This is a genomic window from Aeromonas hydrophila subsp. hydrophila ATCC 7966, assembly GCF_000014805.1.
GTDB lineage: Bacteria > Pseudomonadota > Gammaproteobacteria > Enterobacterales > Aeromonadaceae > Aeromonas > Aeromonas hydrophila.
The window spans coordinates 2,903,098-2,918,286 of the sequence record NC_008570.1; the positions used below are offsets into that span (position 1 = coordinate 2,903,098).

Annotated in this window: 12 protein-coding genes; 4 read left to right on the plus strand and 8 right to left on the minus strand. The window is 58.7% G+C overall.

Annotated elements, in window-relative coordinates:
- Positions 1-3: 3 nt before the first annotated feature.
- Entirely contained in the window at positions 4-459 is a 456-nt protein-coding gene (locus AHA_RS13170) for a methyltransferase family protein (RefSeq protein ID WP_011706423.1), read from the minus strand.
- Positions 460-649: 190 nt separating this feature from the next.
- Between AHA_RS13170 and alr the strand changes: the two genes are divergently transcribed.
- On the plus strand, positions 650-1,876 hold the full coding sequence (gene alr / locus AHA_RS13175) for an alanine racemase (RefSeq protein ID WP_011706424.1): 1,227 nt from the start codon (positions 650-652) through the stop codon (positions 1,874-1,876).
- A gap of 56 nt (positions 1,877-1,932) precedes the next feature.
- Here the strand turns inward: alr and AHA_RS13180 are convergent, their stop codons facing one another.
- The 7 genes from AHA_RS13180 to AHA_RS13210 all read right to left on the minus strand — a co-directional run bounded on the left by AHA_RS13180 (position 1,933) and on the right by AHA_RS13210 (position 9,726).
- Positions 1,933-2,877, minus strand: coding sequence for a TerC family protein (locus AHA_RS13180; RefSeq protein WP_011706425.1), 945 nt, complete (start codon positions 2,875-2,877; stop codon positions 1,933-1,935).
- Between the two features lie 293 nt (positions 2,878-3,170).
- A complete protein-coding gene (gene oppF, locus AHA_RS13185) occupies positions 3,171-4,166 on the minus strand; it encodes a murein tripeptide/oligopeptide ABC transporter ATP binding protein OppF (protein ID WP_011706426.1) in 996 nt (331 codons plus the stop codon).
- Positions 4,167-5,147: an ABC transporter ATP-binding protein gene (gene oppD / locus AHA_RS13190; protein WP_011706427.1), complete on the minus strand. Its 981-nt coding sequence runs from the start codon at positions 5,145-5,147 to the stop codon at positions 4,167-4,169.
- A 100-nt stretch (positions 5,148-5,247) separates the two neighbouring features.
- Positions 5,248-6,159 (minus strand): oligopeptide ABC transporter permease OppC, encoded by a 912-nt coding sequence (gene oppC, locus AHA_RS13195; protein ID WP_011706428.1) that lies wholly within the window; start codon positions 6,157-6,159, stop codon positions 5,248-5,250.
- A 14-nt stretch (positions 6,160-6,173) separates the two neighbouring features.
- Positions 6,174-7,094 carry an oligopeptide ABC transporter permease OppB gene (gene oppB, locus AHA_RS13200; protein ID WP_011706429.1) on the minus strand — a complete coding sequence of 307 codons (921 nt, stop codon included), beginning with the start codon at positions 7,092-7,094 and terminating at the stop codon, positions 6,174-6,176.
- Between the two features lie 97 nt (positions 7,095-7,191).
- The gene (locus AHA_RS13205) at positions 7,192-8,811 is read right to left on the minus strand and encodes an ABC transporter substrate-binding protein (RefSeq protein ID WP_011706430.1); all 1,620 of its coding nucleotides are present in this window, start codon (positions 8,809-8,811) and stop codon (positions 7,192-7,194) included.
- Between the two features lie 279 nt (positions 8,812-9,090).
- On the minus strand, positions 9,091-9,726 hold the full coding sequence (locus AHA_RS13210; protein WP_016351085.1) for a YchE family NAAT transporter: 636 nt from the start codon (positions 9,724-9,726) through the stop codon (positions 9,091-9,093).
- A gap of 269 nt (positions 9,727-9,995) precedes the next feature.
- On the opposite strand from AHA_RS13210, the gene AHA_RS13215 reads away from it, so the two are divergent.
- The 3 genes from AHA_RS13215 (at position 9,996) to AHA_RS13225 (ending at position 14,944) form a co-directional block, all read left to right on the plus strand.
- A complete protein-coding gene (locus AHA_RS13215; RefSeq protein WP_164927673.1) occupies positions 9,996-10,628 on the plus strand; it encodes a 2OG-Fe dioxygenase family protein in 633 nt (210 codons plus the stop codon).
- Positions 10,629-10,923: 295 nt separating this feature from the next.
- Entirely contained in the window at positions 10,924-13,599 is a 2,676-nt protein-coding gene (gene adhE, locus AHA_RS13220; RefSeq protein WP_011706433.1) for a bifunctional acetaldehyde-CoA/alcohol dehydrogenase, read from the plus strand.
- Positions 13,600-13,708: 109 nt separating this feature from the next.
- A complete protein-coding gene (locus AHA_RS13225) occupies positions 13,709-14,944 on the plus strand; it encodes an HD-GYP domain-containing protein (protein WP_011706434.1) in 1,236 nt (411 codons plus the stop codon).
- Positions 14,945-15,189: the final 245 nt, after the last annotated feature.

Sequence of the window (15,189 nt, forward strand, 5' to 3'; positions counted from 1 at the left end):
GGCTCAGCACCAACGCCTCACCTGCCGGCAATAATCGGCATAGCCATCGCCAAAGCGGGCCTGCAGCGCCCGCTCCTCCGGCACTATCTGCCAGCGGCTGAGCCAACCCCACAGCAGCAGCGGGCCGAGCCACACCAGCAGCCCGCCCAGATAACAGGCCAGTGCCATCGTCCAGCAGAGCAGCCCCAGGTACATGGGATTGCGGCTGAGGCGATAGAGTCCGCCCGTTACCAGCGCACTGGCCTGCTCCGGGTGCAGCGGCGTCACCGTGGTGCCCTGGCGGCGAAAGCGCAGCACGCCCCCCAAGCCAAACACAGTGCCCAGCACCGCCAGCAACAGAGCAGCCAGCCACCAACCGGCGCCAGAATTGCTCTCTGCTACGCCCCCCCATCCCAGCATGGCCGCCACGATCAGGCCAAACAGCAGCAGCGGTGGCACCCGACACTCAAGACTCATCATCTATTGACTCCTGGAGGGTGCCACGATCGGCACCTTGCGTTACACTTCCCGACGGGAATAGCGCCCTGGAAAATTGTCAAAGTTCATAACAATAACAATGCCTTGGCTACACTTTATCCCATCTGCGTGAAAACGGCCCCCTAGCGACCGTCATGCACCTCAACCCAAACAATAAAAAAGGAACCACCCCATGCACAAGAAGACACTGCTGGCCACGCTGATCCTGGGCCTGCTGGCCGGTCAGGCCGTCGCGGCCCCTTACCTGCCGCTGGCCAGCGATCATCGCAACGGCGAAGTGCAGACCGCCAGCAATGCCTGGCTGGAAGTCGATCTCGGCGCCTTCGAGCACAACATCCAGACCCTCAAGGATCGCCTCGGTGACAAAGGGCCGAAGATCTGCGCCATCATGAAGGCCGACGCCTACGGCCACGGCATCGACCTGCTGGTGCCCTCGGTGGTCAAGGCCGGCATCCCCTGCATCGGCATCGCCAGCAACGAAGAGGCCCGCGTGGCCCGTGAGAAGGGCTTCACCGGCCGCCTGATGCGGGTACGTGCCGCCACCCCGGCCGAAGTGGAACAGGCCCTGCCCTACAAGATGGAAGAGCTCATCGGCAGCCTGGTGAGTGCTCAGGGCATCGCCGACATCGCCCAGCGCCACCACACCAATATCCCGGTGCACATCGCGCTCAACTCCGCCGGCATGAGCCGCAACGGCATCGATCTGCGCCTGGCTGACTCCAAGGAAGACGCGCTGGCCATGCTCAAGCTCAAGGGGATCACCCCGGTCGGCATCATGACCCACTTCCCGGTGGAGGAGAAAGAGGACGTCAAGATGGGGCTGGCCCAGTTCAAACTGGACTCCCAGTGGCTGCTGGAAGCGGGCAAGCTGGATCGCAGCAAGATCACCATCCACGCCGCCAACTCCTTCGCCACCCTGGAAGTGCCGGACGCCTACTTCGACATGGTGCGCCCGGGCGGCCTGCTGTACGGTGACTCCATCCCCTCCTACACCGAGTACAAGCGGGTGATGGCGTTCAAGACCCAGGTTGCCTCCGTCAACCACTACCCGGCCGGCAACACCGTCGGTTATGACCGCACCTTCACCCTCAAGCGCGACTCCTGGCTCGCCAACCTGCCGCTGGGCTACTCCGACGGCTATCGCCGGGCGCTGAGCAACAAGGCCTATGTGCTGATCCAGGGCCAGAAGGTGCCGGTGGTGGGCAAGACCTCCATGAACACCATCATGGTGGACGTGACCGATCTGAAAGGGGTCAAACCCGGTGACGAGGTGGTGCTGTTCGGCCGCCAGGGTGAGGCTGAGGTGAAACAGGCGGATCTGGAAGAGTACAACGGCGCCCTGCTGGCGGACATGTACACCATCTGGGGCTACACCAACCCCAAGAAGATCAAGCGCTAAGCCAGTCTTTGCCATAAAAAAGGGCTCCCGCGGGAGCCCTTTTGCTTGTTCGCCAATTATGCCGTTTTCTTGCGGGTCACCCAGAGGCTCAGCCCCATGGAGGCCAGCAGGATCAGCGCGACGACCCCGAGTGCAATGCCGGTGGGGATCTTGAAGATATCCAGCAGCAGCATCTTGACCCCGATGAACATCAGGATCAGTGCCAGACCGTACTTGAGCAGGGCGAAACGCTCGGCCACGCCGGCCAGCAGGAAGTACATGGCACGCAGACCCATGATGGCGAAGATGTTGGAGGTCAGCACGATGAAGGGATCCGTGGTCACCGCGAAGATGGCCGGGATGCTGTCCACCGCGAAGATGAGATCGCTCACCTCCACCAGCACCAGAATGAGCAGCAGCGGCGTGGCGTAACGCACGCCATCGCGCCAGACGAAGAAGTTCTCCCCCTCCAGCGTCTCGGTCACCTTGAAGCGACGGCGCATCCAGCCCAGCAGCGGGTTGTTGGCAAGATCCGGCTCCTTGTCGGCCGCCCACAGCATCTTGACCCCGGTCAGCAGCAGGAAGGCGCCGAACAGGTAAAGAATCCAGTGGAACTGCTCGATGAGCCAGCTGCCGGCGAACACCATGCCGGCCCGCATCACGATGGCACCCAGTACCCCGTACAGCAGCACCCGGCGCTGCAGCTCGGCCGGAATGGCAAAGTAGCCGAACAGCATCAACCAGACGAAGACGTTGTCCACCGCCAGCGCCTTCTCGATGAGGTAGCCGGTGAGGAACTCCAGCCCCTTCTGGTTGGCAATCTCGCGCCCGGCACTGTGATCCAGCCAGAACCAGATGGCCAGGTTGAACAAGAGCGCCACGCTGATCCAGATGAGGGACCAGATCCCTGCCTCTTTCAGCGACACCTTGTGCGCCTTGCCACCGCCGACAAAGCGGATATCAATCCATAACAGGACCAGCACTATGCTGAAGAAACCGGCCCACATCCACCATTCACCCATGTTCACTTCTCCCAAAAACGACAAAACCCACGACCGAGAGGCGTGGGTTTGCGTTTGGAGCAGATACACCTTGCCTCTCGGCAAGGTCTCACTTACAGCCGACTTGCGTCAACTGCCCGGCTGCCGGGTGCACTGCAGGATATGGGTGCACCGTAATGACGACAAACCGGCGAGAAGTTACTCCCCTTGTTGCGCGGATATTAACAGCGGAAAAAGATAACGCCAAGAGGCATCTTCATCCCGGCTGCAAAAAACAGGGCGCCACCCGGGCGCCCTGTTTCGCCTGCTCATCCTCAGAGCGGATCCGCCTTGAGGCAGGAGACCGCGTGATCGAAGTTGCCCTCGAGCTGCGGCCGGGTCTTGGCACACTCCGGGCCGGCCACCGGGCAGCGGGTACGGAACACGCAGCCTGACGGCGGGTTCATCGGCGACGGCAAATCCCCCTCCAGGATCTGGATGGTCTTGCTGCGCTCCAGATCCGGATCCGGAATGGGCACGGCCGACATCAGCGCCTTGGTATAGGGGTGCAAGGGGTTGGCGAAGATCTCCTTGCGGGTCCCCAGCTCCACCGCATTGCCCAGATACATCACCAGTACCCGATCCGAGATGTGCTTGACCACCGACAGGTCGTGGGCGATGAAGATGAGCGACAGCCCCATCTCCTTCTGGATAGCTTTGAGCAGGTTGACCACCTGCGCCTGGATGGAGACATCCAGCGCCGACACCGGCTCGTCACATATGATCATCTTGGGCTCGAGGATCAGCGCCCGGGCGATGCCGATGCGCTGGCACTGACCGCCGGAGAACTCATGGGGATAGCGGTTGACCAGGTTGGGCAAGAGCCCCACCTTGCTCATCATGGCCCGCACCTTCTCCTTCACCTGATCTCGGGAAAGATCGGGATAGAAGGTGATGAGCGGCTCGGCGATGATGTCGCCGATGGTCATGCGCGGGTTGAGGGAAGCCAGCGGATCCTGGAAGATCATCTGGATCTCTTTGCGCTTCTCGCGCAGCGCCTTCTGGTCGAGCTTGGTCAGATCGTTGCCAAGCCACACTACCTTGCCGTCGGTGGCCGGCACCAGGCCGATCAGCGCCCGGGCAAAGGTGGATTTGCCACAGCCCGACTCGCCCACCACACCGAGGGTCTCCCCTTCATACAGGCGCAGGGTCACCCCGTCCACCGCCTTCAGGGCGGAGGGTTTGGCCCAGGGCCAGGCCTTGTCACTCTTGATGCTGAAGTGGACCTTGAGGTCGGACACTTCCAGCAGCAGTTTCTTGTCAGTCCCCATTTAGTTCACTCCCTTGATCATGGCATCCGATACCCAGTGGCAGGCCCGCTCCCGGCCGTCGTTGAACGGCGTCAGAATTGGCGACTGCTTGCCGCAAATCTCGCTCACCCGGTGGCAGCGCTCCTGGAAGGGGCAGCCGGTGGGCAGACGCAGCAGGTTGGGCGGATTGCCCGGGATGGTGGGCAGCTCTTCCCCTTCGGTGTCGAGGCGGGGAATGGCACGCAACAAGCCCTCGGTATAGGGGTGGCTCGGGCGATAGAAGATGTCGTTGACCTTGCCGTACTCCATGGTACGGCCGGCATACATCACCAGCACCTTGTCGCAGATGCCCGCCACTACGCCCAAGTCGTGGGTGATCATGATGATGGCGGTATTGAACTCGCGCTTGAGCTCGTTCATCAGGGTCATGATCTGGGCCTGCACGGTCACGTCCAGCGCGGTGGTCGGCTCGTCGGCGATGAGCAGCTGCGGCCGGCACAACAGCGCCATGGCGATCATCACCCGCTGGCGCATGCCACCGGAAAATTCGTGAGGATACATCCCCATCCGCTTGCGCGCTTCCGGGATCTTGACCGCATCCAGCATGCGCACCGACTCTTCGAACGCTTCGGCCTTGCTGACGCCCTTGTGCAGCATCAGCACTTCCATCAGCTGATCCTTCACCTTCATGTAGGGGTTGAGCGAGGTCATGGGGTCCTGGAAGATCATGGCGATCTTCTCGGAGCGGATCTTGTTGAGCTTGTGCTCGGGCAGGTTCAGGATCTCGCCGCCCTGAAATTTGGCCGAGCCGGTGATGACGCCGTTCTTGGCCAGCAGCCCCATGATGGCGAACGCGGTCTGGGATTTGCCCGAACCGGACTCGCCGACGATCCCCAGGGTCTCGCCCGCAGCGAGGGAGAAGTTGAGGTCGTTGACCGCCACCACATTGCCGTCCGGGGTCTTGAACTCGACCCGCAGATCTTTTACATCCAGTAATTTCATAAAAACTCCTTATCGATCTTTCGTGACGTTTTCCTGTCGATCCGATTCGCTGTCAGCGATGCGTGGCCGCGCTCTTGCGGGCAGCCACTTGCCGCCTTGATTAGCGATCCTTCGGATCGAGGGCGTCACGCAGACCATCCCCGAGGAAGTTGAAGCAAAACAGGGTCACCACCATGAAACCGGCGGGGAACAGGAGTTGCCAGATGGCCACTTCCATCGACTTGGAGCCTTCATCCAGCAGAGCACCCCAGCTGGTCATGGGCTCTTGTACGCCCAGTCCGAGGAAGCTCAGGAAGGATTCAAACATGATCATGCCCGGCACCAGCAGGGTGGCGTAGACCGCCACGATACCCAGCACGTTCGGCACGATGTGACGGGTGATGATCTTCCACTTGGAGACGCCGCAGACGTGAGCCGCCTCGATGAACTCCTTGCTCTTGAGGCTCAGGGTCTGGCCTCGCACGATCCGCGCCATGTCGAGCCAGCTCACCGCGCCGATGGCGATGAAGATGAGCGCCAGATTGCGGCCGAAGAAGGTCACCAGCATGATCACGAAGAACATGAAGGGGAAGGCGTTGAGGATCTCAAGCACCCGCATCATCAGGCTGTCGACCCGACCGCCGATAAAGCCGGAGGCCGCGCCGTAGAGAGTGCCGATGATGACGGCCACCATGGCCCCCATGATGCCGACCATCAGCGAGATGCGCCCGCCGAGCAGGGTACGCACGAACAGATCGCGCCCCAGGCTGTCGGTGCCGAACCAGTGGCCGGTTTCCATGTCCGGAGCCGCCTGCATGGCGCCCCAGTCAGGATCGTCGAAGGTGTATTGGGACAGATGCGGTCCCACGATCACCGCCAGACCGATGATGGTCAGGATGATGAGGCTGGTGAGCGCAGCCTTGTTGCGCAGGAAACGGCGACGGGCATCCTTCCACAGGGAGCGTCCTTCCACCACTTCCACTTGCTGGGCGAACGCCTCGACGGCTTCGCGTTTTTCAGTTGTGACAACCATGATGTACTCCCGACTTAGTAACGGATCTTGGGATCGATAAAGGCATAGAGAATATCGACCACGGCGTTAAAGGTGATGGTGAGGGCGCCGACCAGAATGGTCAGACCGAGCACCATGGAGTAATCACGGTTGAGGGCACCGTTGACGAACAGCTGGCCAATCCCCGGCAGGCCGAAGATGGTCTCGATCACCACGGAACCCGTGATGATGCCCACGAACGCCGGTCCCAGATAGGAGACCACCGGCAGCATGGCCGGACGCAGCGCGTGTTTGAGGATGATGTGGCGCAGCGGCAAGCCCTTGGCGCGGGCGGTCCGGATGAAGTTGGAGTTCATGGTCTCGATCATGCTGCCCCGCATGATCCGCGAGATGGCGGAGATGTAGTACATCATCATGCCGAACACCGGCAGCACCATGAATTGCACCCCGCCGCCCTGCCAGCCACCGGCCGGGAACCAGCCGAGATGGATACTGAACAGCAACACCAGCAAGGGCGCCAGCACAAAGCCCGGGATCACCACCCCGGCCATGGCCGACGACATCAACAGGTAGTCGATGACGGTATTCTGTTTCAAGGCGGCAATGGTGCCGAAGGTGACCCCCAGCGTCACCGCGAACAGAAAGGCGAAGGAGCCAATCTTGGCCGATACCGGCAGTGCCTGGCTCACCAGATCGTTGACGGTGAAGTCCTTGTATTTGAAGGAGGGACCGAGGTCGCCCTGCACCAGGTTGCCCAGATAGGTGAGGTATTGCACGCCGATGGGCTTGTCGAGGCCATATTTGGCTTCAATGTTGGCCAGTACTTCCGGCGGCAGGGAGCGTTCGCTGGTGAAGGGGTTGCCCGGCGCGAAACGCATCATGAAGAAGGAGACGGTGATCAAGACCAGCAGAGTCGGGATCGCTTCCAGTAGACGTTTAAAAATGAATTTCAACATAGACAATTCCTGTCCTGTACTGCTTCCAAAGGGTCGCGGTTGTAATAAAGGCCCGCCATCCGGCGGGCCTGCTTTGTTATGCGACGTGTTACTTTACTCAGTGAGCAATGATGTACATGTCTTTGCTGTAGAGGTTGTCCAGCGGGTTGGCCGGGTAGCCGCCCACGTAGGACTTGACCATGCGGGAGGTCACGTACTGATAGATGGGAGCGATCGGCATGTCCTTGGCCAGGATCTCTTCAGCCTGCACATAGAGCTTGTTGCGGGCATCGGCATCCACCTGATTGCGCGACTCGTTCATCAGCTTGTCAAACGCCGGGTTGGAGTATTTGCCGTCGTTGTTGCCGTGAGTGGTCTGCATCAGATCCAGCATGGAAGAGGCTTCGTTGTAGTCGGCGATCCAGCCGGCACGACCCACATCAAACTGACCCTGCTTCTTGGTTTCCAGGTAGGTTTTCCACTCCTGGTTGACCAGGCTCACCTGCACGCCCAGCTTCTTCCACATGGAGGCCACGGCAACCGCCACTTTCTTGTGGTTGTCGTCGGTGTTGTAGAGCAGCTCGAACTTGAGCGGTTTGCCCGGGCCGAAACCGGCTTCGGTCAGCAGCTCTTTCGCCTTGGCATCGCGCTCTGCCTGGGTCAGCTTGGACCAGGCCGGCGCCACCGGCTTGAAGCCGTCCACGAAATCAGGCACCAGGGTATAGCCCGGAGTCTCGCCCTTGCCCATCACCTTGTCGGCGATCACGTTGCGGTCGATGGCATAAGAGAGGGCGGTACGCACCCGCACGTCATCAAACGGCTTGTGCTTGAAGTTGTACTGGTAGTAGTAGGTACCGACATAGCCGCTCACCTTCACCTCGTTCGGCAGCTCCTTCTTCATCTGCTTGAAGCGCTCGATGGGCATGTTGTAGGTAAGATCCACTTCGCCAGCCAGATAGCGGTTCAGCTCGGCGTTGGTGGACTGGATCGGCAGATAGGTCACCTTGTTGATGACGGTCTTGGCGTTGTTCCAGTAGTTCGGGTTGCGCTCGACGTCGACGCGCTCGTTGACCACCCAATCCTTCAGCACATAGGCACCGTTGGATACCATGTTGCCGGGCTGGGTCCACTTGTCACCGAACTTCTCGATCACCTTCTTCGGCACCGGGTAGGTGGTGGTGTGGGAGAGCATGCTGACGAAGTAAGGCACCGCCTTCTCCAGCTGCACCTCGAAGGTGTAGTCGTCCACTGCCTTCACGCCCAGGGTGTCGGCCGCTTTCTTGCCGGCGATGATCTCGCTGGCATTGACGATGGTCGGGATCTCCAGATACCAGGAGTAGGGAGACGCCGTCTTGGGATCCACGGCCCGCTTGAAGGCGAACTCGAAATCGTGGGCTGTCACGGGATCCCCGTTGGACCACTTGGCATCTTTGCGCAGGTGGAACACGAAGTGTTTGTTGTCCTTGGTTTCCCAGGACTCGGCCATGGCGGGAAGCACTTCCCCTTTGGGGCCGGAGGCAACGAGACCTTCGAACAGGTCACGCAGAATATTGGATTCAACCGTTCCTTCGGTTTTGTGCGGGTCGAGAGTGGCAGGCTCGGAGCCATTGCCTTTTACCAGCTGCTGAACGTCAGCCAGTTTGGTACCTGCGGGAACATCGGCGGCTTGTGCCGCGTTGACACCGCCGAACAGTGCTGCCACCAAGAGGGTATTAATCATTGTTTTTTTATGAGTCATTTCCATACTCCACAAGAACATTCCATGCAATTTTCCATCAACGGGACAAGTACCCCGCTGCCAGCATAATTCCCTGACATTTCTGATAATGCAATAGATATTGTCAGGCAGGGCTGGACTTCATGGTCAAAAAAGCAGCTTTTAACCAATTATTCAGAATTTAAATATCGCGTGATGGACGTTTTTTATACAAACCCGCTCGATTCTAGGAAATGACCAACAAAAAAGAAACAATAAAAAGCCGGTCACGAGGACCGGCTCCAACAAAACAGACCTGAATCACATCAATCCGGGGAAGACCCCCTTGATCCCCGCCACCATGATCTCGATGCCAAGCGACATCATGATGAGACCCATGATCCGGGTGACCACGTTGATGCCGGTGTTGCCCATCACCTTGAACAGCAGGGGGGCGGCGCGGAAGATGAGCCAGGAGCAGAAGGCAAACACCATCACTACCACCGACATCCCCAGCATCTGGGACCAGGTGCTCTGGCTGGCATAGACAATAGAGGAGGAGATGGCGCCGGGGCCGGCCATCAGCGGCAGCGCCAGCGGCACCACAGCGACAGATTCCCGCGCGGCGAGCTCCCCTTTCTCCTGCTTGTTGTGCTTCACCTCCCCCAGCTTGCCCTGCAGCATGGACCAGGCGATCAGGGTGATGAGCGAGCCGCCGGCAATGCGGAACGACGCCAGCGAGATGCCGAAACCATCGAGGATCAGCTGCCCCATGTACATGGAGACCAGCAGGATGATCATCACCGCAATGTTGGCGGTGGTGTTGGTCTTCATCCGCTCTTCCGGCGTTTGATGGCTGGTCAGGCTGACAAACACCGGCAACAGGCCGAGCGGGTTGATGATTGCGAACAAACCGATGAAAAACTTCAGATATAAAGAGACGTCAATTGCTGCCATAGGCGCCATCCAGAAGTAGAACGAGGCCCTGCGGGCCACCCCGATAAACCGTGCGTAAATTTACACCATGGCCGAAACCTTCACCAATCAAATAATCTCACCCTTTTCGTGGCTTTTCAGTTAGTTCCTCTAATGTCACGACGAAATTCAACATATCGAGTTGTTAATAAAGATTGTCGCCATTTAACACTCTGATAAAATCACTTCGAGTTTTATGCGGCCACGGAGTTTTGGCGCAACATTTCATCTTCGTAAAAAAGGATTTTGTAATGATTGATACGGACATCAAGTTGCAATGGCATCTGGATTCACTGCCCGCAGGCAGTGTCGCCCCGCTGCTGGGCTTCTTCGACCGGCTGCCGGTTGATCCCTATATCGAGGGCCGCTTTCGCGAACGCCGTTACGGCCGGGTTGAAAAAGAGGGCAGCCGCTTTTACCCCCTCGACAACGGCGTCTTCTTTCAGGCGGCCGCCATCAACAAGTTTTTGGGGGACGTGCCCAGAACCTATGCCGAGCTGGATCCCGCCTTCGTCGCCCACCCCACCTTCCAGCTGATGCTGGCCCGCTTTGCCCGCCATACCCGACTGGCGGATGGCCAGGCCATCGGCATTCACCAGATGCGCATCGTCACCGGCGAAGGTGAAAGCGTGCCACCCGCCCCGGAAGGCGTGCATCAGGACGGCTTTGATTTCATCGGGGTGTTCTTTTGTGGCAGTGACGGGGTCAGCGGCGGTGCCTTGCAGCTCTATCATGGATTAAAAGAACAACCATTTTTTCAACAACAATTAAACGCTGGCGAGTATCTGATCCTGGATGATCGCCGTTTCTATCACAATGCCGCCCCCATACTGCCCCAGCGTCCGCACCGGGGACACTGGGACGTAATCGTGCTAACTGCTTGAAAAATGGTGCGTGAGCCCATGTTCACGCCCCATTCATCCCGCTTCTGGCCCACTCAACAACTGCACAACATCTGGCAAACATGTATTGTGAAACAAAATTTCTTTTGTTCTTTTGTTACACATGATCCAGATCAAGTTTTTCTGAGTCAGCCCCGCTCTATAATCGACTCAGAAAGCGATTTAGTAAGGCATGTAAATACCCCGTTGTGGTGATTCTGTTCTTGACAGGGCATCTATAATTGCCGGGCATTGCCAACGTCTTACTAAACAGTTTTCAAATCATCAGGAGATAAACATGGCAGTAACCAATATGGCTGAACTGGATGCACTGGTCGCCCGCGTCAAAGAAGCACAGCGTGAATTCGCCAGCTTCTCGCAAGAGCAGGTAGACAAGATCTTCCGTGCCGCCGCCCTGGCCGCCAGCAATGCCCGTATCCCCCTGGCCCAGATGGCCGTGGAAGAGTCCGGTATGGGTATCATCGAAGACAAGGTTATCAAGAACCACTTCGCCTCCGAATACATCTACAACAAGTACAAAGAAGAGAAGACCTGCGGCATCCTCAGTGAAGATGACGAGATGGGCACCATCACCATCGCCGAGCCGGTAGGTATCATCTGCGGTATCGTACCGACCACCAACCCGACCTCCACTGCGATCTTCAAATCACTGATCTCCCTGAAGACCCGCAACGCCATCATCTTCTCCCCGCATCCCCGTGCCAAGAACTCCACCAATACCGCTGCCAAGCTGGTACTGGATGCAGCCATTGCCGCCGGTGCGCCGAAAGACATCATCGGCTGGATCGATCAACCGACCGTTGAACTCTCCAACGCCCTGATGAAGCACAACGACATCAACCTGATCCTGGCCACCGGTGGCCCGGGCATGGTGAAAGCCGCTTACTCCTCTGGCAAGCCTGCCATCGGTGTAGGTGCCGGTAACGTGCCTGTTGTTATCGACGAAACTGCCGATGTGAAGCGCGCCGTCGCCTCCATCCTGATGTCCAAAACCTTCGACAACGGCGTGGTCTGTGCCTCCGAGCAAGCCGTCATCGTGGTTGACTCCATCTATGACCAGGTGAAAGAGCGTTTCGCGACTCACAACGGTTATGTGCTGACCAAAGAAGAAGCTGACAAGGTCCGCAAGGTCATCCTGATCAACGGTGCCATGAACGCCAACATCGTGGGCCAGCCTGCCACCAAGATCGCCGAAATGTCCGGTGTGACCGTGCCCCCCACCACCAAGATCCTCATCGGTGAAGGTCTGGAAGTGTGTGAAGAGGAAGAGTTCGCTCATGAGAAGCTCTCCCCGACTCTGGGTATGTTCCGTGCCAAGAACTTTGAAGAAGCCGTCGAAATGGCCTGCACCATGGTCAACCTGGGTGGTATCGGCCACACCTCCGGTCTGTACACCGACCAGGATCGCAACGCCGACCGCATCAAGTACTTCGGCGACAAGATGAAGACCGCCCGTATCCTGATCAATACCCCGACCACCCAGGGTGGTATCGGTGACCTGTACAACTTTGCCATCGCACCGTCCTTGACGCTGGGTTGCGGTTCCTGGGGTGGTAACTCCATCTCCGAAAACGTGGGTCCCAAGCACCTGATCAACAAGAAGACAGTCGCAAAACGGGCAGAAAATATGCTGTGGCACAAACTTCCGAAATCCATCTACTTCCGTCGTGGTTCCCTGCCGATCGCCCTGGGCGACCTGGAAGGTAAAAAACGCGCACTGGTCGTGACCGACCGCTTCCTGTTCAACAACGGCTACGCCGACGAAGTGGTTCGTCTGCTCAAGGGCCTGAAGATGGAAGTGGAAGTGTTCTACGAAGTAGAAGCCGACCCGACTCTGTCTGTAGTACGCAAAGGCGCCGAGATGGCCCACTCCTTCAAGCCGGACGTGATCGTCGCGCTGGGCGGTGGTTCACCGATGGATGCGGCCAAGATCATGTGGGTGATGTACGAGCACCCGGAAACCGCGTTCGAAGATCTGGCCATGCGCTTCATGGACATCCGCAAGCGTATCTACAAGTTCCCGAAAATGGGCGTGAAGGCCGAACTGGTCTGTATCACCACCACTTCCGGTACCGGTTCTGAAGTGACCCCGTTCGCGGTCGTGACCGACGACGCCACCGGCATGAAATACCCGCTGGCCGACTACGAGCTGACCCCGAACATGGCCATCGTTGACGCCAACCTGGTCATGGGCATGCCCAAATCCCTGTGTGCCTTCGGCGGTATCGATGCCGTGACTCACGCCATGGAAGCCTACGTTTCCGTACTGGCCAACGAGTACTCCGACGGTCAGGCGCTGCAAGCCCTGAAACTGCTGAAAGAGTACCTGCCGTCCAGCTACCAGAACGGTGCCAACGACCCGGTTGCTCGCGAGAAAGTACACAACGCCGCCACCATCGCCGGTATCGCGTTCGCCAACGCCTTCCTGGGTGTGTGCCACTCCATGGCTCACAAACTGGGTGCCGAGTTCCACATTCCGCACGGTCTGGCCAACGCCCTGCTGATCAGCAACGTGATCCGCTACAACGCCAACGACAACCCGACCAAGCAGACTGCGTTCTCCCAGTACGACCGTCCGCAGGCTCGTCGTCGCTACGCCGAAGTGGCCGACCACCTGGGTCTGACTGCCGCCGGTGACCGTACCGCCGCCAAGATCGAGAAGCTGCTGGTATGGCTGGACGAGCTGAAAGCCACCCTGGGCATCCCGGCCTCCATCCGTGAAGCCGGCGTGTCTGAAGCTGACTTCCTGGCCAAGGTTGACCAGCTGGCCGTGGAAGCCTTCGATGACCAGTGCACCGGCGCCAACCCGCGCTACCCGCTGATCAGCGAGCTGAAAGCCATCCTGCTGGACACCTACTACGGCCGTCCCTTCACCGAAGACGCTCAGGTAGCGGCCAAGGTTGAAGCCAAGGTTGAAGCCAAGGTTGAAGCCAAGAAGAAGTCCAAAGCCTGATAAGCTGAACCGACTCGAGAGCCCGCGCACATGCGCGGGCTTTTTTGTTTGTCTATCTGCTTAATTTTGCTAGCTTGTTCATAGGCATTCATGAAATGCGAGCTAGCGTATGGCGCTGATACAAGCCTCCATCGAGCAGTTGCGGGTAGGCCACTACATCCATCTTCCCACGGGATGGACCAACCACCCTTTTATGTTCAATGCATTCAAGATCAAGGATCAGCAGCAACTCGACATCATTCGCCATCTCGATCTCAGCCTGCTGATGGTGGATCCCGACAAGAGCGACCTGCCTATCGAACCCATCTTGCGCGGTGACATTCCTTCCGCCGGGCCTGACCTCTCGATCATCGAAGAGCTGGTGGAGAGCGGCCCTGCCCCGTTTGACGAGAAAGCCTTTCGCCGCTCCCTGCGCGCCGCCGACAAGGCCTTCGGCCAATCCATGTCCGAGCTGCGCGATGCGCTGGGGGCACTCAACCTCAAGCCGGACGAAGGGCTCGCCAACACGGCGCAGATAGTGCGCAACGCCGCCGCCCGCATCAGCGCCCACGAAGGGCCACTCGGTCTGCACCTCATTCGCAGCCCCCACACCGACATCCTGCTGCAGCACAGCCTGAACGTGGCCTTCATCGCCATGTTGATGGCCCGCGAGCTCGGCATGAACCCCATTGAAATCGAAGAGACCGGGCTGGCCGGTCTGGTGCACGACATCGGCGAGCTGAAGATCCCGACCCAGATCACCCAGAAACGGGGGGAGCTCAACAAGTCGGAACAAAACTTCCTCAACATGCACCCCCAGTACGGGCTGGAGATGCTGACCCAGTTGCAGGCCTTCGAGCCCAAGATCCGCCAGGTGGCCCATCTGCATCACGAGCGCCTCGACGGCAGCGGCTTTCCGCTTGGCATCAAGGGAGGCGAGATCCCGCCGCTGGCGCGGATCATCGGGCTGGTGGATTACTATGACGAGCTGCTGCACCCGCGCAACAGCGCCACGCCGGCGGCGCCGAGCCAGGCCATCAGCCAGCTCTACAAGCTGTCGCAGAAGAAATTCGACCAGGATCTGGTCAAGCTGCTGATCAAGGTGCTGGGGGTCTATCCGCCCGGTTCGCTGGTGATGCTCTCCGACGACTCGGTGGCGCTGGTGCTCTCCACCGAGCCCACCATGCCGCTCAAGCCCAAGGTGCTGCCCTACATCAAGGCGCAGCGGCCGGAAGGGGTGGCGATGATCGACCTGCGGGAAGATGAGCGCACCATCAAATCATTTATCAAGCAGGAAGAGCTGGATGAGGGGCAACGGCTGTTTTTCAACCTGACCCGACGCTTCTGTTACTATTTTGCCTTCTGAGTTATCCCCAGAAGCTGGGGATAACTCATTGGACAAACCTGAATAATCACTCGATTGCCCGCAAAATTGTTCGCCATCCACCATGGATAAAAAACGCCCAGCCAAGGGGCCGGGCGGAGCATGCCACCTCCGTGTGGCGTATCCAGCGGATACATTCATGCTCCATCCAGCAATATCAACCCTTGGGCGATTACACAAATATCAATTTAACATGCTGATTTAATATGGTTTTATTTCACATTTCT

Coding starts and splice junctions, on each gene's coding strand:
- AHA_RS13170 (WP_011706423.1), bottom strand. CDS start 459: ATGATGAGTCTTGAGTGTCGGGTGCCACCGCTGCTGCTGTTTGGCCTG.
- alr (WP_011706424.1), top strand. CDS start 650: ATGCACAAGAAGACACTGCTGGCCACGCTGATCCTGGGCCTGCTGGCC.
- AHA_RS13180 (WP_011706425.1), bottom strand. CDS start 2,877: ATGGGTGAATGGTGGATGTGGGCCGGTTTCTTCAGCATAGTGCTGGTC.
- oppF (WP_011706426.1), bottom strand. CDS start 4,166: ATGGGGACTGACAAGAAACTGCTGCTGGAAGTGTCCGACCTCAAGGTC.
- oppD (WP_011706427.1), bottom strand. CDS start 5,147: ATGAAATTACTGGATGTAAAAGATCTGCGGGTCGAGTTCAAGACCCCG.
- oppC (WP_011706428.1), bottom strand. CDS start 6,159: ATGGTTGTCACAACTGAAAAACGCGAAGCCGTCGAGGCGTTCGCCCAG.
- oppB (WP_011706429.1), bottom strand. CDS start 7,094: ATGTTGAAATTCATTTTTAAACGTCTACTGGAAGCGATCCCGACTCTG.
- AHA_RS13205 (WP_011706430.1), bottom strand. CDS start 8,811: ATGACTCATAAAAAAACAATGATTAATACCCTCTTGGTGGCAGCACTG.
- AHA_RS13210 (WP_016351085.1), bottom strand. CDS start 9,726: ATGGCAGCAATTGACGTCTCTTTATATCTGAAGTTTTTCATCGGTTTG.
- AHA_RS13215 (WP_164927673.1), top strand. CDS start 9,996: ATGATTGATACGGACATCAAGTTGCAATGGCATCTGGATTCACTGCCC.
- adhE (WP_011706433.1), top strand. CDS start 10,924: ATGGCAGTAACCAATATGGCTGAACTGGATGCACTGGTCGCCCGCGTC.
- AHA_RS13225 (WP_011706434.1), top strand. CDS start 13,709: ATGGCGCTGATACAAGCCTCCATCGAGCAGTTGCGGGTAGGCCACTAC.